Raw genomic sequence first — 17,222 nt, 5'->3', positions numbered from 1 at the left:
ACCCCGGCGACGGCGTGTCACTCGTTCGAGAGCAGTCAACCGCGCAACTAACCGTTCGGAGCGAGAAGGGCAATCGCGCCGGAGCGAAGCGCTTCGATCAAGTACTGAGCGATGGCATGGGTCTATCGATTTATTTGAGACGGGCAGCGGCCTGATCTGTCCGCGCGCAAGCTCCTAGCGCACGTGCTTGTACACGGTCGTTCGCGACAATCTCAGAATGCGCGCCGTCTTTGCGATGTTCTGCCCGGTGATATGATAGGTCGACCGTATTTCGCTGCATTTGCTTCGGTCCAGGGGGCGCGAGTGACACCTGTCGCAAGTGTCGTCGGCGTGCCTCCCACCCACTCCGCTGTCGTCGAAGGAGTCTTCGTCAAGGTAGTCCATGCGCCGCCGCACGAGGGCGCGTTGGAGTGTGGTCTTCAGTTCACGTATGTTGCCTGGCCAGGAATGGGTGGCGAGACGGGCGATCGCCGCATCCGTGATCGGCGTGTCTGGAGCGAATCCTTGCATCAGGTGCCGGACTACGCCGGCGAAGTCGCTGCGGTCCTTGAGCGCCGGAAGACTGACGCTGAAGGCGTTGAGACGGTAGTAGAGATCGGCGCGGAACTCCCTGGCCGCCACCATTTCCTGCAGATTTCGATTTGTGGCAGACACGATCTGGACGTCGACCTTTCCGGTCTTATGTCCCCCTACGGATCGCACTTCCATGCTGTCCAGGAAGCGCAGAAGCGACGTCTGCGCTGCCAACGGGATGTCGGCAACCTCGTCAAAGAACAGCGTTCCCTTGTCGGCGGCGCGGGCAAGGCCCGGCGAGCCCTCGGTGCGTGCGTTTGTAAACGCGCCACGCTCGTGGCCGAAGATCTCGGCTATGAACAGGTTTTCCGGTAGGGCACCGCAGTTCACAGCGACAAACTCGCCCTTGCGCCCACTCAAGGTATGGACGTGGCGGGCCATCAGGTCCTTTCCGGTGCCCGTCTCGCCCGTGATGTGGACGGGCATGCGCAGCTTTGCCGCGTCGGCGACGTCGGCAATCGACCGATTTACCTTCGGATCGTCGCACACAAAGTCAGGCGCTCCCGCTCGCGGCAGAAGGGCAGGTGAGGCAAGTAGCGGGCTGGAAGGCATGACCGCTTTGCGCAGTCCGATCTGGCGGCAGACCATGAACACGCCGCTTCCGGCTTTGTCGCGGATCCGAATGGCGCCACCGCCGAGGAGCTCGTCCATCGCCGCTCCGAATCCGGCTTCGAACAGATCGTCGAAGCGACTGCCGATCATTGCAGGCAACCCGGTCAGCAGTGCGCGCCCCGGCCGATTTAGCGAGATCACAAGTCCGTCCCGGCTGATAGACAGCAGGCCGGCGGACAACGTATCGAGATATTCGACACGCGGGTGGAAGGCGAAAATGAAGCTTTCCGAACATTCCTGGTAGATCAGTCCATTTTCGATCTGGGCGGCCGCCATCCGTACGAGCGCGTGGGTGTGCTCCTGACGGGCCTCATGGGCACAGGAAGCGTCGAGCAGGCCGAGAATCTCACCGCGGGAATTGAGAATCGGCGCTGCCATGCAGCTCAAGTGGCCGTGACAGGCGAAGTAGTGCTCGCGGCCATAAATCGCGACGGGCTTGTGGTTCGCCGCAGCAAGGCCCAACGCGTTCGTCCCGCGCAGCCCTTCGTCCCAGAGGCTTCCGGGAATGATCGATCTTCCGGCGGAACTGTCGGCGAAGTGAGCGTCGCTGATGGTATCGAGCACCACGCCGCCAGCATCAGCGAGGGCGATCATGAAATTGGATCCCGCAATCTGGGAATGGAGGAGCTGCATCTCGGCCAGCGCCAGTCTGCGCAGCGCTGCATTGTGCTCGCGCCGTTCGTTAACCCGCGCGAACGGAACGACGCAGCTTTGCGGCTCCGCATTCGGGTCCAATCCCAGATCACGGCATCGCTGCCAACTGTCGGCCACGAGAGAAGGCAGGCCGCCAAGCGGCAGGCGGCCACCAACCTCCAGTGCGCTGCGGGCGCGCTCGATCCCTGAAAGATGCATGGCTCCTCCTCATGCGCTCATCCCGGCCCAAAATGCGTCGCGCGCGCTGCCATTGCAATAGACAGAAACTGAACACTTTCGAATGTACAGGCGTTCAACCAGTTCACACTCCGGACATGCGTAGTTTCGGTTAAATACCTGAAAGACATGGATAAATAAATTTGGCACAGCCCTTGCTACCGTCACCGCCGAACGCGGACTTGTTGTCCCGCGGAACGAGGAGTGACAGGCATGAAGGCACAGGTGCTGACCCAATACGACGACTATCTGAAAGCAGACCAGTGGGTCTCGCTGCAGGATGTACCCGATCCCAAGATCACCAAGTCCAGCGACGTCATCGTCCGGATCGGAGGCGCAGGGGTCTGCAGGACGGACCTTCACATCATCGAAGGCGTTTGGCGCCCACACATGGATCCCTCCGGCAACAGCCTGCTACCGCTCATCATGGGGCACGAGAATGCGGGCTGGGTCGAGGCGGTCGGCAAGGAAGTGGAGGGCATCAAGGTCGGGGATCCGGTCATCGTCCACCCGAAGATCTCCGGCGGCACCTGCCTCGCCTGCCGACGCGGCTTCGACATGCACGGGCCTGGAAAGTTTCCCGGGCTCGACTGCAATGGCGGCTATTCCGAGTACCTCTGCACCTCTGAGCGAAACATCGTGCCGCTGCCGAAGACGTTGGCACCGAAGGAAGTCGCTCCCTATGCCGACGCGGGTTTGACTGCCTACCGGGCGGTGAAGAAGGCGACCCGCCACCTGCTGCCGGGTGAGCGTTGCGTCGTCATTGGCGCGGGCGGCCTTGGCCACATCGGCATCCAGTGCCTGAAGGCGATGTGCGCGGCAGACGTGATCGTGGTGGACATTTCCGACGCGTCACTCGCGCTTGCGGGGAAGATCGGGGCCGACAAGCTCGTCAAGGCCGACGGCAACGAGGTCGAGGCCGTGCTTGAGCTGACGGACGGGCAGGGCGCCGAGGCGGTCATCGACTTCGTCGGCGAAAAGGGCACCACCCTGAAGGGGCTCGCCATGACCCGTCCGATGGGCAGCTACTACGTTGTCGGGTACGGCGAGGACATTCGCGTGCCGACCGTCGACCTGGTCATCACCGAGAAGAACATCGTCGGCAACCTCGTGGGCACGTGGGCCGAACTCACCGAGCTGATGGCGCTTGCAGACCGCGGTCTCGTGGATCTCACGACCGTGGAGTACCGCCTGGCCGACGCCAACCAAGCCCTTCGGGATCTCCGTGATGGAAAGATCCACGGCCGCGCCGTCCTGATCCCATGAAGAACGATCGGGAGGCGTCAGCAGGGCCCTCCCGAGCGAACCAACCCAACCAAAACCAACTCGGGCAACCTGTGGGAGGAGACCACACATGAAACTGAAGAACTTCCTCTATGCGTCGGCTTGCGCTCTCGCGACGACAGTCGCATCTGGCGCTCAAGCGGCGGAGATCGACTACAGCCAGTTCGGCGATTACGCAAAGTACGGCAAAGCCGAGGATGTCCCCGGCGCGTGCTCATACGAGGCGATCGACAAGAAGGACTATTCCGGGCGCACCCTGAAGGTCATCAGTCACGCGGTTCCGGTGATCGGAGAGCCGACCGACCTGCACGCCAGGCAGTTCGAGGCGCTGACCGGGGCCAAGGTGGATGTCGTCCATATCCCCTTCGGTGATCTCTATCAGCGCATCATGATTCCGTTCCAAACGGGGCAGGCGGCGTACGACGTTCTGTTCTACCCTTCGCTGTGGATCGGGGACCTTCATAGCTTCCTCGCCCCCGTTCCCGACACTTACAAGGAACTCAGCGGCCTCGATGACGTAACCACCAACTACAAGGACGTCGCGACCTGGGGCGCCGAAATGGTGCAGTATCCGGTCGACGGCGACCGTCACTACATGAAGTACCGCTCGGATATCTTCGACAATCCGGAGATGCAGGTCAAATACAAGGCCGAGACCGGGCAGGACCTCAAAGTCCCGGAAACCTGGGAGGAATACAACGCGATTGCGAAGTTCTTCTCGGGCTGGGATTGGGCCGGCGACGGCCAGCCGCATTTCGGAAGCGCAGAAGTGACGAAGCGCGACGACCTGATGTTCTCGGCCTTCATCAGCCGTGCGGCCGCGTATGCGAAAAACCCGAACGTGAAAGGCGGCTTCTTCTTTGATCTCGAGACGATGGAACCGCAGGTCAACAATCTGGGCTGGGTGAAGGCCCTGGAAATGTTCATCGACGCGCAGAAGGCCTTCCCGCCGGGGGGCGCGAACTTCGGGCTGGGCGATGAGATCTTCTCGTTCGGCGGCGGCCAGACTCTGATGAGTTACTCCTGGGATGATGCCTTCGTGCAGGCTCAGGAAAGGGACAGCCCGATCCGCAACAAGGTCGCGGCAGCCCCGCTTCCCGGTGCCAACGAAGTCTGGAACCGCACGACGAAGACATGGGACAAGTTCGAAGTGCCGAACGCGCCGCCATACGTCACCTGGGGCTGGACCTCCGCGGTCGCAAAGGCGTCGAAGAACCAGGACATGGCGTTCGACTATCTCTGCTTCTTCTCGAATGAAGCCAACACCACCCTCGACCTGCAGATCGGCCGCTTCGGGGTTAACCCGTACCGCAGGACGCACTTCGACCCGCAATTCTGGCAGGACAAGCTCGGCTGGGACCGGAAGGTGGCGGAAACCTACGTGCTCACCCTCAGCGGCATGGATGAAAGCACCAACCGAGTCTTTGACCTGCGCGTCCCCGGCGTGAACCAGTTCATGTCGACACTCGCCAACGGAGTGGCCGAAGCCATGGCCGGGCAGAAGAGCCCGCAGGAAGCGCTCGACGGCGTGGCTGCCCAGTGGACCGAGATCGTCGCCAAGGTCGGAGCGGACAAGGTTCGTGCGGCCTATGCGAACGTTGTTGAGCTCGAGGACCGGGGACGCTGAGGCAATCGCTTAAGCGACGCAACAGACGGGGCGGCTCGCCGTCCCGTCTGTCCTTCAAACGTTCGATATCACATGGGGACAAGGCGCATCATGGGTCACACCGGGTTTCGCTTCTACAAACTATCTTTCCTGTTGCCAGGCCAGCTCGTGCTCCTCGCGATCATTCTCTTTCCGCTGCTGTTCACCCTCCGCGTCTCGCTGTCGGGCTGGGACGCGATCTCGCCCGGACTTGGTTGGACTGGGCTGGCGAACTACGCAGCCCTTCTTGGCGACACGCGGTTCTGGGAGGCGATGCTGCGCTTGTCGGGTATGGCCCTCGGCTCCGTTCTGATCCAGTACACGCTCGGATTCGCGCTTGCACTGCTGGTCTGGCGCGAGATCGCCCTGCGCCGCTTCTTCCGGGTCCTGTTCCTCATCCCAATGATGACGACTCCCGTGATCATGTCGGTGATCTGGCGCACCATCTTTCATGAATCGCTTGGCCCGGCCAACGACCTGCTCGGCGCGATCGGACTTGGTCCTTATCCATGGCTCACCTCCGCGAACTTCGCGATGGCGGCGGTCATGATCGTCGAGATCTGGCAATGGACGCCGTTCATGTTCCTGCTGCTGCTTGCGGGCCTCCTGAGCCTGCCGCGGGAGCAGTTTCTGGCTGCGGCCATCGACGGAGCGGGTCCGATCCGGACGTTCTTCAACGTGACCTTTCCTCTGCTGGTTCCGGTGTCCATCGGAGCGATCGTGATCCGGCTGATCGAGGCGTCGAAGATCATGGAGACCGTCTACGTGCTGACCTCCGGTGGACCGGGAACCGCGACGGAAACCGCTGGCTACTACATCTACATCAAAGGACTGCGCGATTTCGAGATCGGGTACGCGGCATCCCTTTCCATCACCTACCTGGTGATCATGATCGTGCTGCTGACGATCGTCGCCAAGCTCCTGGTTCGCACATTCATCGGAAGGAGCGCCTGATGCTCAAGATCCTCAAATACCTCGCCGTGGCGTTCTGGAGCGCCTTCGTTGTCGCGCCTCTGCTGTGGGCGATGACCACGAGCTTCAAGTCGGCAAACGGAGTGACAAGCGGTCCGACCTATCTTCCCTTTGTCGGATATGAGCCTTCGCTCGGCGGCTGGCGCAGTCTCTTCGGCGGTGCTGGGGGCATCGACATCGCGAAGCCCTACCTCGACAGCCTGATCGTGACTGGAAGCGCCAGCTTCATTTCGATCGCGCTCGGGACACTTGCGGCCTACGGGCTGTCCCGGTTCGACTACCGGGCTGGCATCGTGAAGAACACGGACATCATCTTCTTCTTCGTCTCCCAGCGCATCATGCCGCCGATCGTGCTGGCGATTCCATTCTTCCTTATGCTCCAGTTTCTCGGGCTACTCGACACCAAGGCAGGGCTGATCCTCGTCTACGTTGCGCTGCTTCTGCCCATAGCGGTTTGGATCATGGTCGATTTCTTTGACGGGGTCCCTCGCCAGATAGACGAGATGGCCATGCTCGACGGCTGCACGCCATTCCAGGCCTTCTGGCGCGTCGTATTGCCGAACTCCGGAGCCGGAATCCTGGTCGCGGGAATGTTCTGCCTCATCTTCGGCTGGAACGACTTCTTCTTCGCCTTCACGCTGACTTTCACCGACACGCAGCTCCTGCCGGTCGCCGTCGTTTCGTTGAATTCATCGGTGACGCCATGGTGGAGCCTTTCGGCTTCCGCCCTCGTGTCCGTCGCCCCGCTCATCCTTATCGCCGTTTTCGCCGAGCGCCTCCTGTCGCGCGGCACGCTTTCCGGCGCGATCCGGTAGGAGACAATATGACCCTTGTTCTCGATAAACTTGGCCTTGCCCGCAATGGCGAGGTCCACCTCGATGGCGTGTCAGCCTCGTTTGAGCGTGGCAGCCTGACCACAGTGCTTGGACGCACCCTGGCGGGCAAGACGACGTTGCTGAGGGCGATCGCCGGACTTCAGCCGATCGACAGCGGCAGAATGGAGCGTCAGGGCTGCGAGTTCGGCTTGTTGCCGCCGTGGCGGCGCGATGTGGCCATGGTCTACCAGCAGTTCATCAACTATCCGCATCTCTCGGTCTTCGACAATGTTGCTTTTCCACTGCGGCAGCGCGGTGTCCCGGATGCCGAAGCGCGCAGTCGCTCGGAGACCGCTCTCGGCATGGTTGGGCTTTCGGATTTCAGAGCGCGAGCGCCGACTGCGCTGTCGGGTGGGCAGCAGCAACGTGTCGCTCTCGCTCGAGCGCTCGTACGTCGCGCCGACATCCTCCTTCTGGACGAGCCACTGGTCAATCTTGACTACAAGCTACGCGAGCAGTTGCGAGAGGAGTTTCGCGGTCTGCTCACGAGCCAGAGCGACGGCATCGTGATCTACAACACGACCGAACCCGCAGAGGCGATGATGCTGGGCGACCGCATCGTCGTGATGCACCACGGCCGGATCTTGCAGGCGGGAACGCCAAAGGAAGTGTTCGAACGCCCGGCAAATGTGGCCGTGGCCGGGATCGTCAACGATCCGCCAATGACGATCCTGCACGGAAGACTTGAAGATGGCCGTGTAACCTTCGGGAATGATGTCGGTTTTCCGGCGCCGAAACATATGGATGAGCTGTCCCGCGGCTCCTACCGGTTTGGCATCCGCGCAACGGAGATCTTGCCCAGTGAAACAGGAGGTGTGATCGGACGAGTGGAGTTCTCGGAGGTCTCAGGATCGGAGACATTCGTTCACGTGGTGACACCGCTGGGCGAGGCCGTGATGCAGCTTGAAGGAGTTCACCACGTGCTCACCGGTTCGGAGATGCGCCTGTCTTTCAGGCCTGAACGGCTTTTCGCCTTTAATGCCGACGGAGAGGGCGAACTGCTCCGGGCTCCCACGACAGGAGAATACTGATGGTTGCTATCCATCTTGATCGGATCGGGCATACATACGGGACGTCCGCCGCATACGCGCTGGAAAAGACTGATATTCACTTCGAGAATGGCAAGACGTATGCGCTCCTGGGTCCGTCCGGTTGCGGCAAGACGACGATGCTGAACATCATATCCGGGCTGCTCACACCCTCCGACGGTCGGGTGTTGCTGGGAGGTCGGGACGTGACCCGCGTCAGGACAGCAGACCGCGACATCGCGCAGGTCTTCCAGTTTCCCGTTGTCTACCAGTCGAAGACCGTTTTTGAGAACCTCGCGTTTCCGCTTCAGTGTCGGGGCTGGGAACGAGGCCGGATCGCTCGCAAGGTGAACGAAATCGCCGAACTTCTTGATCTCACTGCGCGTCTCGATCAGTCGGCTCGGAGGCTCACCGCTGGCGAGAAACAGTTGATTTCACTGGGGCGCGGACTTGTGCGCGACGACGTCGCGGCGCTTCTCATGGACGAGCCACTCACCGTCATCGACCCCCACATGAAGTTCGACCTTCGGCGCAGGATCAAACAGGCCAACGATCAGACCCGCCACACCGTCGTCTACGTCACGCATGATCAGAACGAAGCGATGACCTTCGCGGACGAAATTCTCGTCATGAGCGCCGGCCGCGTCGTCCAGCGCGGCACCCCGCGCGAATTGTTCGAGGAGCCACGCAACGTTTATGTTGGGACTTTCATTGGCTCTCCTGGAATGAACTTTGTTCGGGCGGAGCGCGGCGAAGGAGACCTTCGGCTCGGCGGCGTTCCTCTCTTGAGCGGAGAGCGCTGTCACGGGATCCCTCACTCAAGCGAGGTAATGTTTGGAATAAGGCCGGAGCATCTTCAATTTGCTACCGTCGAAGAGGCTGGGATCCCAGCCTCAATCCTCGCCGTGCAGAACCTCGGCAGCTCCCGTGTGGTGGATGTCGCCATCGGGACACACCGTTTGCGGATAAAGGTCCGGAGTGACGTTTCCCTGCCGACAGGACAAGTGCAAATCCGGGCAAATGCCGATCAAATCCGTTTATATACCGGGCAGGATCTCCTTAGCTGATCCGAGAAAAATGGGCGACGGTTTTAGATGACCCCAATAACGAGCCGACGTTCACGAATCCCTGATGGAGGACGTGCAGTTCAGTCCTCTCGCCGGCTACCTTCGGCAAACACTTGGCGGGTGCCCTTGTAGCAGTTGTAGCGGAAGCCAACCAGGACGCGCGGCGAAACGCCGCGCGTCCTTTCGAGGTCAGATAGGCTGATATCGGAAGTGCTCTCGGGCCCACGGCAGGAGTTTCGTCGGCTGCTTTTCCGAGACCACGTTTGCAAGCTCGACGTCAGCCGCGGTGAGCGTGCCCATGTAAGTGTGCGCCTCAAAGTAATCGAAAGTCGCCTCAACTTCCGCCGGAAAGACGCCCGGCGGAGCGCGATTAAACGTGAATTTGTGTCCGAGCTGCCGAAGTGTTTCAATGATCTCGGCGAAGCTCATGAAGTCACCAACCAACGGCAAGTATTGGCCATTGCCTGCCACTTCAGGGCGGGCGAACGCCCCTGCGACGATGCCACCGAACTCGTTGATGTCGCCCATGTGAATGCTGCGCGAGTCTGGGTTCAGCGGGAGCGTCCAGCCATAGGTGCCGTCTGATTGCTGCTGCGGCGCCAACACCGTCAACAGGTTCTGATAATAGAACGGCGGGACTACAAACGTGTGATGCGCGAATCCGGCGGAGCTTACAATGCGATCCACCTTGGCCTTACCGGTGTAATGCGGAACGTTAAAACGACCGGCGCTAATCGTTTCGACATCCGGCAGTGTAGACCAGATCAGGTGCTCGACACCGGCCTCTCTAGCAGCATCGATTGCAGTTGTTGCCTGCTTGATCTCGTCGGCCCCCTCTTGCCAGAAGTTCGTCACGAGGAAGAGCCCATGTGCACCCGAGAGGGCCGGCTTGAGGGTCTCCGGTCGGTCAAGATCAGCCTCAACGACTTCGTCGGCAAGATCGCTATGTACGCTTGGATAACGGGTGAGGGCACGGGTCTTGAATTGATTATTGACCTTGAGGGCGCGCAAGACAGCGCCTCCCTGCTGGCCGGTTGCGCCGATGACGGCGATGGTCTTCTCAGTTCTGGATGACATGTTCATTTCCAATGTCGGTCTCGAGTTTCGGTGCCGAGAGCGTTTCTGCGCTTCCCCGGTTTTCGCGTCAGATACTGGGCGCTTCGCAAGAGCGTTCTTTCCGCCTAAGCCTGTCCGTCTCCTGCAATATCGATGACGATCTTTCCGAAGGGGGCGCCGCGAACCTGGTGTTCGAATGCCTCCCGGGAGCTTTCGAATGCGAAACGCTTTCCGATAACAGGGTGGATGTCATGCTTTTCGATGAAAGCGTTCATTTCCTCGAAGAGCTTGCGCGAGCCGACCCGAACCCCGCGCACGTTGACCGTGCCGCCGAGGATCAGCATGGGGTTCAGCGCTCCCTTAGGGTTCATCAGGCCGACAAAATGCACGGTGCCTTCGCGGGCAGTTGCAGCTATCGAGCGTTCCAACGTGTCGGACCCGACGGCATCAACGACGTGCTCGACGCCCTGTCCTCCAGTGAACTCACGGGCGCGTAGGTGCCAGTCGGGATCCGTCGTGTAGTTGATGACGTGGTTGGCGCCTGCTTCTTTCGCGAGGGCGAGTTTTTCATCACCAGACGAGATGACGATCGTCTTTGCTCCCAGCGCTCTGGCGAATTGCAGTGCAAACAACGCAACGCCGCCTGTTCCGGTGATGAGCACTGTTTCCCAGGCGCGGACGTTTCGAACCGCATTCCATGCGGTGACCGCGGCACATGGAAGTGTAGCGGCTTCCTCGTAGGTGAGGTTCTGGGCCAGGTGGACCAGTCCCTCCTCATGGAAAGTCCTGAACTCTGCGAGCACGCCATCAATCCCGTGTCCCAGTGTCGTGCTGGAATCAACCGCATGCGACGGGATGGGGCCGTAGATCCAATCCTGCACGAAATTTCCCACAACCCGGTCGCCGACCGCGAAACGACGCACCAGCGGGCCGACGGCGACGACCTCGCCTGCGCCGTCCGAAAGTGGAATGGTGGCGCGCGGGAGTTGAATTCCGTCCTCTCCGTTAAGGTAGAAGCTGTCTTTGTAATTGAGGGACGCTGCCCGCATTTTCACCAGCACTTCGTTTTGTGCCAATTCAGGCATAGGCTCGTCGAATAGATCGAGCCCGTCCAGGTGCGGAGCTGTCAGTCTAAAAGTGCGCATCTGCGATGTTTTCCTTTGGCTTGTCATCGATACCGGGCTCGCCCCGCGGTCTGGCGTGGCAGAACATCAATCATGCGGCGGGGGAGCGATCGGAAATCCCTCGTCCGTCGACGCTAAGTGCGCCCGAACCAAAGGCGACGATCTGCAGCAACCCGCCCGCGATCGCCATGTTTTTGAGGAAATTCGTCGCCTGGATCTGGTCCGCCAGATCGGCGTGAAACGCGAACGCGGTCACGATACAAAAAGCCGCAAGCAGACCCGCTACAATCCGTGACCTGAAGCCGACAAAAAGGAGGAGGCCACCGCCGATTTCAACAACGACGGCGATCAGATATGCGAGATCGGGGAGGGGGAGGCCGGCGGAGGCGATGTAGCCCTTGATCATGGCAGCGTTGGTGATCTTGGAGAAGCCGCTCACCAGAAAAATCATGCTGATGAGCAAGCGGCCAACCGGTGGAAGGTAGCGGATGTTGTTAGACATTGCGGAGATCTCTCGTCTTGAGCTTGGTCACTGGAACGGTGCTGACGATTAGCTAGACGGTAATCAACCGAACAAAAAGCTGGATAATATTGCGCAATTTGTTCTAATAAGTGGGATGAACAATCCGCATCCACCCACACTCGAGCAGCTCCGCGTGTTCCTCGCCATTGCGGACGCCGGAAGCTTTGCGGGTGCTGCAAGGCAGCTCAACCGCGCGACATCCGTTGTGAGCTACCAGCTCGCGAACTTGGAAGCGCAGTTAAACCTCTCGCTGTTTGACCGTCGGACGGCGAAACGGGTGAGCCTCACCGAGGCGGGCCGGGCACTGTTGCCCGGCGCTCGGGCAGTCACAAGGGAGGTGGGCGGTTTGCTCACCCGCACCAGAAGCCTCCTGCAAGGCGAAGAGGCCGAAGTCTCCCTCGCCGTCGACGTGATGATGCCGATCCCCACGCTCACCGAAATCCTCAACGCATTCAGTGCTGCCTATCCGACCGTTACCCTGCGATTGCATGTCGAGGCTGTTGGGGCTGTGACGCAGCTCGTGCGCGACGGCGTCGCCGACCTCGGCATCAGCGGGCCTGTGCCGACGGCTGCAGAGGGTTTGGAGTTCGTTCCACTCTACTCAATTGCCATGGTTCCGGTTGCGGCCCCGAATCATCCGCTTTCCGTGGAAACAGACAGCGCAGTCGCCGCGCTTAAGGCGCGGGATTATGTGCAGCTTGTCCTATCGGATCGCTCGAAACTATCTGAGGGTCGGGACTTTGGCGTTCTCTCCGAACAGACATGGCGCCTGGCTGATCTTGGTGCGAAGCACGCATTGCTACTTGCGGGGGTCGGATGGGGATCCATGCCAGAGCCGATGATAAAACCTGACCTGGAAGCCGGTCGATTAGTGCGGCTCCCCTTGAACCTATGGAAGGACGCTCGTTATCATCTTAGGGCAGTTTACAGGTCCGACAAAGCTCTGGGACCGGCGGGTCGTTGGCTGTTGGATCGGGTTCAGCGCCGTGAAATTGGCGACTGACCGAAGCACCATACAGATGGAGCCTGACATCCTCGTCGCCATGATCAGTCGCCAGTAAATCAGCGAACACGGCTCCGAGCGTAGTCTCGACTGGTCGGACCGGCGCACAAAGGCGTGCGACTGAAAACCACGCTCATACCAGCAGTAAATGACCTCCGGCCCCGTGGGCGGTCGCGAGATTGCCGATCATTCAAGTGACCTTCCGTTGCGCTGCCGTGGACGGCAGCGGGCCTGTGCTCCGTAGCTGCGCCGCTTTGGGCAACTACCAGCTTTTCTGGTTCTTCCGTCGAGGGTTGGAAAGATTCGAGTTCAATGAAATGGAACAAAGCGAGGCTAGGTCGCCAACGGTGAGCGAAGCAGGGCCGGGCCGAAGTTCCGAAGCAGTCTTCGCTGCCGCCGTAGCCTGGATAGCAAATCAACCCCTGACGATAGAGACAATCGAGGTCAGAAAGCCGCATCCGGCGAGGTGCTTGTCGAGATCATGGCGACGGGTGTCTGCCACACTGACGCATAACCGCGGCGCAAAGCTGCGGGTCGCGCAAAAGCTTCCGGTAGCGCCGACGCCGGTCCTCAGCCATCTGTTGAGCCGTCACGTGCCAATAGCCCTCGGCAATGGGGACTTCACGATCGTGCCAGAAATTCCGTCGTAGCTCGCGGCAGATGGTCGAACGGTCGCGACGAAGCGTCCTCGCGATCTCCGCCTGGCTGATCTTCTTCTCAAGCATCCGCGCAATAACGCGGCGTTCATCCATACTCAACTGCGCAAAAGAGCGGGCCACATCCATCCTCCTGAAACGATGGCCAAAGGGTGTGAGTTCACGCCGAACTGCGACTTGCGCGTGCAACGCTAACCGACACGCCGCATTTGCGCGAGCAGTTTCTTGCGGAAGACTTCCGCGGGCGTTCGATAGCCGAGGCACTTTCGGGGCGTCGAGTTAAGCCGATCGCAAATGTCCTTCAGGTCACCGTCGGTGATCGATAGAGGATCCACCTCTCTCGAAAGCCATTTGCGAGCACGGCGATTGGTGTTCTCAACGGTGCCTTTTTGCCACGGCGCCTGCGGGTCGCAGAACCATGTCTGCGTTCCGATGCCAGCCTGGAGATACGGCCATTCGCTGAATTCGGTGCCACGGTCAAAGGTAATCGACCGGCGGGCGAGATGGGGCAGGGACTGCAGCGCCTGGATCAGCCCGTCCATGATCGGCTTCGATTGCCGGTCGTTGTTGCGCAGGAAGACGGCAAAGCGACTGACTCGCTCGACCAGCGACGTCACATTGGCCTTGCCGAACTTCTTGCGAAATTGAATGAGATCGCACTCCCAATGACCGAACTGCTTGCGCTCGTCGACCGCGTCAGGACGATGGAGAATGTTGAGTTCCGGGCTGAAACGGCGGCCGTAGCGCCGCCTGGCATGCCGCGGTCGACGTCTCGCGCGACGTTCCGGCAGATGCGCCACAGCTTGATGGCAAGGCCGTCTGCGGAATAGGCGAATTTGTAGATCGTCTCGTAGCTGACGGAAATCGGATGACGCTCAAGCCGCATGCGGCCGGCGATCTGCTGCGGCGACCAGCCATGCATGATCCGCTCGATCACCGATCGGCGCACATGCGCAAACCGAGCAAGCTTGCGCAGCTTGGCTCTGCGCTCACGCGCCATCTCGTTGGCCGTGACACAGTAGTAGCCGCTGAGCTCCGGCATTTGCACATCGTCGAAAGCATTGCGGCTGAGTTCCCGGAAAATCGTCGAGCGATGCCGCCCAAGCTTCTCGGCGATCACAGTGACACTCAGGCCAGCCGCTCGCCACCGGCGATCCTACGACGTTCATCCATATCGATTTGGGAGTAGGTGCGTCTCATGAGCCATTCCTTGCGAGTGACAACCCATTGGTATCTATCGCAAGTCGCACTTCATCCTTGAACCCACCCGGCTACAGGTTCTGTCAAAGCTGAATAGGGCTGCGACGTCGCCAGCCATTTAGAAATGCGACACTGCCCGCCGGCTTGCTCTGCCAGTCAGCCCCCGATCCGACCGGCTGGTCCGGGTTGAAAGGGCGGAGCGGGGGCGGGTGATGACACTCCCCTTCGGCTTTAGCTTTCTCAGTAGCAATTGTTTTGTCGCCGGTTGATACTCGCTTGCACCTGCATAGGGCGAGGTAGGGATCACAGCCGCACGATGCTTCCGGAAATCAAGCTGCATGGTGACGTCGATGTCGCCGCACTGTCCCCACTTCTTCGCGGTATGCTTCTTTCGGTTGCCTATGCTGACGGTGAGGGCGGCATAGGATTGACGGCGACCGGCGCCATGAACCGCAAGTTCGTGCATTGGGCCGCTGTGCACTTCCTTTGGCCAGGCTTCACAGCCGAAGACCTCTACAGCATCAACAAGGTGCTCAATGAAAGCGACATGCCGCCGCTTTGGGTGGTGCGCGACATGACCCGTCATCTGAAGCTTCTTCGTCGGAAAAAAGATGTGCTGCTGCCAACCAGACGCGGCCGGGAGTTCCTGGTGAACCCGCAAGCCTTCTTCGATCTGATCGCCACGGATTATCTCTATTCGTATGTCCATACCACCGAGCGGGAAGAGGAGGTCCGAGCGCGGTTACGCTGGTGGCGCATGTTCCTCAATCTTCTCAATATCAAAGCCAGGGAAGGGTGCACGCCAATAGACGTTGTGAAGATCCTCTATCCAGATTTGGCGCCTCTGTCGGACACCGAAATGACCATAGAAGCCTGGAAGTTGAAATCCGATCTCCAATATGGCGTCTTTCGGCGCTTGTGCTGGCTCGGTGTGCTCTATGAGGCACGAGAGGGGCTCACGCTCCTCCAGCATGGAGCCTTCCACAAGACGCCACTTTGGCCAGCTTGCCTGCAGTTGGAATCGGATACGCAGAGCGACATCGGCGTGCATTGACGCTCTTTATTCCGCCGCTGGCCGCCTCATCAACGCTTTCTCTCGTCGCGCAATCACCGCCGGATCGTTCATGAAATCCGTCCGCCGGCCAGGCTTGGGACCACGCTTCTGGTAGCCGTTGGCTGTGCTACCGTCTCGAATGCCGAACATATGATCCGTTTGGCCCGTTCGGCTCGGACCACTCTTGCTGCGCTGCTGTTGGCGTCCGGCCTGCATCTCGGCGACAATTGACAGCATGTCGTCCAGCCGCTTGTTGTCGACGACCTCGGCACGATGCACCGAGCGCAACGTATCGAAGGTCCTGTAGGGCAGGGCAAAGCTCTCGTGCATGATCTCAAGCCGACCGTCCGGATAATCGCAGACAATCACCTTCTGGCCCGCCAATGGCCTGGAAATCTCGGTCGGATCGAGAATGAACAGCACCTTGTCGTAACGCAGCGTCAGGGATTGCGACAGCGTGCGCACTTCCTTGCGGCACATGGCACCATCGAGGTTCTCATGGTCGGACAGCGGCCGGTGCATGTCCTTCGGATTGCGTGGTTGCTTGCCAAAACGAGTGTTGAAATCTGCAATGAACTCAGGCGCATAGACATTGGCAGCTTCGATCGTATCGATGCCGCGAAGTCGCATCTCCTTGACCAGCCGATCCTGCAATGTCTGGTTGGCACGCTCCACTCGACCCTTGGCCTGCGGGGTGTTGGCACAGATGATGTCGATATTGAGTTCATAGAGCGCCCGTCCGAACTGCGTCAGGCCGCTTGTCCGGTCTTTCTTCGACGCATGGAGCGAGCGGAAAACGCCGTGCTTGTCGCTGTAGAAGGCCAGCGGCTTGCCCCATTGCTGCAGATAGGCCTTCGTCGCGTGCAGATAATCGAATGTATTCTCCGATCCAGCAAAGCGAAGATGTAAAAGCTTGCCGGTGGCGTCATCAATATAGACGAGCAGGGCGCATTTGGGGCCGCGGTTCTCGAACCACCAGTGATGCGATCCATCGATCTGCACCAGTTCGCCAAAGCAGTCGCGCCGGCCACGTGGCTGGAAAACCCGTTTCTTGCGTTCCCGACGCGAGATCCAGATGCCAGCCTCGGTCATCCATTGCCGCAGCGTTTCCTTGGCAACAGAAATCCGGTGCAGCTCGATGAGCTTCTCGCGCGCCAGCGTCGGACCGAAATCCAGATAGCGTTCGCGGATCAGATCCAGCGCCGCATTGCGGAAATCCTCGCTGTGGCGCCGATTGCTCGGCCGGGATCGCTTCTTCGAAACAAGACCGGCCGGACCATCTTGATCATAAGCCTGCAGCAGTCTGTGGATCTGACTTCGACTGAGGTTGAGCAGTTCGGCAGCCTGGACAACGCTCAGGCGCTCGTCACGGATCTTCTGGATGACTTCGAGGCGATGCAACTCTTTCTGCGACATGGTGATCAAACAGGACATGACGACTCCGACCGCTCATGGTCTCGACCAGGCTGAAGGTCGTCATCCTTGCTCCCAACGTTGGCTTTGACCAGTGCGTCGAGAGGCGAGACTGTCGCATCTCTAACTGGCCCAACTGTCGCATTACTAAATAGCCACTACAGGTTCTGTGGCAGCCAAGTTGAACTGTCCGCTTTGGCGCAAAGTTAAAATGTCAATTTGGGCGGCGCGTCGTCAGCCATTTAGACATGCGACACTCGACATCTC

The 17,222-nt window shown here is 59.9% G+C and carries 13 protein-coding genes and 2 pseudogenes; 8 read left to right on the top strand and 7 right to left on the bottom strand.

Annotation, left to right across the window (positions count from 1 at the left end; all coding sequences use genetic code 11):
- Window positions 1-174: 174 nt before the first annotated feature.
- Window positions 175-1,920: a sigma-54-dependent Fis family transcriptional regulator gene (locus ASD01_RS22710; protein ID WP_162251031.1), complete on the bottom strand. Its 1,746-nt coding sequence runs from the start codon at window positions 1,918-1,920 to the stop codon at window positions 175-177.
- Window positions 1,921-2,268: 348 nt separating this feature from the next.
- Between ASD01_RS22710 and ASD01_RS22705 the strand changes: the two genes are divergently transcribed.
- From ASD01_RS22705 to ASD01_RS22680, 6 genes are all read left to right on the top strand, one after another.
- Window positions 2,269-3,321 (top strand): NAD(P)-dependent alcohol dehydrogenase, encoded by a 1,053-nt coding sequence (locus ASD01_RS22705; protein WP_060529883.1) that lies wholly within the window; start codon window positions 2,269-2,271, stop codon window positions 3,319-3,321.
- A gap of 88 nt (window positions 3,322-3,409) precedes the next feature.
- Entirely contained in the window at window positions 3,410-4,966 is a 1,557-nt protein-coding gene (locus ASD01_RS22700; RefSeq protein ID WP_082584681.1) for a type 2 periplasmic-binding domain-containing protein, read from the top strand.
- 90 nt (window positions 4,967-5,056) lie between these two features.
- Window positions 5,057-5,938 (top strand): carbohydrate ABC transporter permease, encoded by an 882-nt coding sequence (locus ASD01_RS22695; protein ID WP_060529884.1) that lies wholly within the window; start codon window positions 5,057-5,059, stop codon window positions 5,936-5,938.
- Window positions 5,938-6,771, top strand: a complete 834-nt coding sequence (locus ASD01_RS22690) for a carbohydrate ABC transporter permease (protein ID WP_060529885.1) — start codon at window positions 5,938-5,940, stop codon at window positions 6,769-6,771. The genes ASD01_RS22695 and ASD01_RS22690 overlap by 1 nt, the downstream gene beginning before the upstream one ends.
- An 8-nt stretch (window positions 6,772-6,779) precedes the next feature.
- A complete protein-coding gene (locus ASD01_RS22685; protein ID WP_060529886.1) occupies window positions 6,780-7,862 on the top strand; it encodes an ABC transporter ATP-binding protein in 1,083 nt (360 codons plus the stop codon).
- The gene (locus ASD01_RS22680) at window positions 7,862-8,926 is read left to right on the top strand and encodes an ABC transporter ATP-binding protein (RefSeq protein ID WP_060529887.1); all 1,065 of its coding nucleotides are present in this window, start codon (window positions 7,862-7,864) and stop codon (window positions 8,924-8,926) included. The genes ASD01_RS22685 and ASD01_RS22680 overlap by 1 nt, the downstream gene beginning before the upstream one ends.
- 189 nt (window positions 8,927-9,115) lie before the next feature.
- Here the strand turns inward: ASD01_RS22680 and ASD01_RS22675 are convergent, their stop codons facing one another.
- From ASD01_RS22675 to ASD01_RS22665, 3 genes are all read right to left on the bottom strand, one after another.
- A complete protein-coding gene (locus ASD01_RS22675; RefSeq protein WP_060529888.1) occupies window positions 9,116-10,003 on the bottom strand; it encodes an NmrA/HSCARG family protein in 888 nt (295 codons plus the stop codon).
- Between the two features lie 104 nt (window positions 10,004-10,107).
- Window positions 10,108-11,127, bottom strand: coding sequence for a zinc-dependent alcohol dehydrogenase family protein (locus ASD01_RS22670; RefSeq protein WP_060529889.1), 1,020 nt, complete (start codon window positions 11,125-11,127; stop codon window positions 10,108-10,110).
- A gap of 70 nt (window positions 11,128-11,197) precedes the next feature.
- The gene (locus tag ASD01_RS22665; RefSeq protein ID WP_060529890.1) at window positions 11,198-11,608 is read right to left on the bottom strand and encodes a DoxX family protein; all 411 of its coding nucleotides are present in this window, start codon (window positions 11,606-11,608) and stop codon (window positions 11,198-11,200) included.
- A 115-nt stretch (window positions 11,609-11,723) separates the two neighbouring features.
- Between ASD01_RS22665 and ASD01_RS22660 the strand changes: the two genes are divergently transcribed.
- Entirely contained in the window at window positions 11,724-12,632 is a 909-nt protein-coding gene (locus ASD01_RS22660; protein ID WP_060529891.1) for a LysR family transcriptional regulator, read from the top strand.
- Window positions 12,633-13,141: 509 nt separating this feature from the next.
- On the opposite strand, the pseudogene ASD01_RS22655 reads toward ASD01_RS22660, so the two are convergent.
- Both ASD01_RS22655 and ASD01_RS22650 read right to left on the bottom strand, forming a co-directional pair.
- Window positions 13,142-13,411, bottom strand: a pseudogene (locus tag ASD01_RS22655) (helix-turn-helix domain-containing protein); the annotation flags it as partial.
- A gap of 68 nt (window positions 13,412-13,479) precedes the next feature.
- Window positions 13,480-14,488, bottom strand: a pseudogene (locus ASD01_RS22650) (IS30 family transposase).
- Window positions 14,489-14,804: 316 nt separating this feature from the next.
- Between ASD01_RS22650 and ASD01_RS22645 the strand changes: the two are divergent.
- Window positions 14,805-15,542, top strand: coding sequence for a hypothetical protein (locus tag ASD01_RS22645; RefSeq protein ID WP_034804388.1), 738 nt, complete (start codon window positions 14,805-14,807; stop codon window positions 15,540-15,542).
- A 6-nt stretch (window positions 15,543-15,548) separates the two neighbouring features.
- Here the strand turns inward: ASD01_RS22645 and ASD01_RS22640 are convergent, their stop codons facing one another.
- Window positions 15,549-16,976 carry an ISNCY family transposase gene (locus ASD01_RS22640; protein ID WP_060521183.1) on the bottom strand — a complete coding sequence of 476 codons (1,428 nt, stop codon included), beginning with the start codon at window positions 16,974-16,976 and terminating at the stop codon, window positions 15,549-15,551.
- Between the last annotated feature and the right edge of the window lie 246 nt (window positions 16,977-17,222).

The sequence above is a fragment of the Ensifer sp. Root423 genome (assembly GCF_001426275.1).
GTDB lineage: Bacteria > Pseudomonadota > Alphaproteobacteria > Rhizobiales > Rhizobiaceae > Ensifer > Ensifer adhaerens.
Note: the sequence above shows the minus strand (reverse complement) of the source record. Positions and strands in the feature narration are given on the sequence as shown.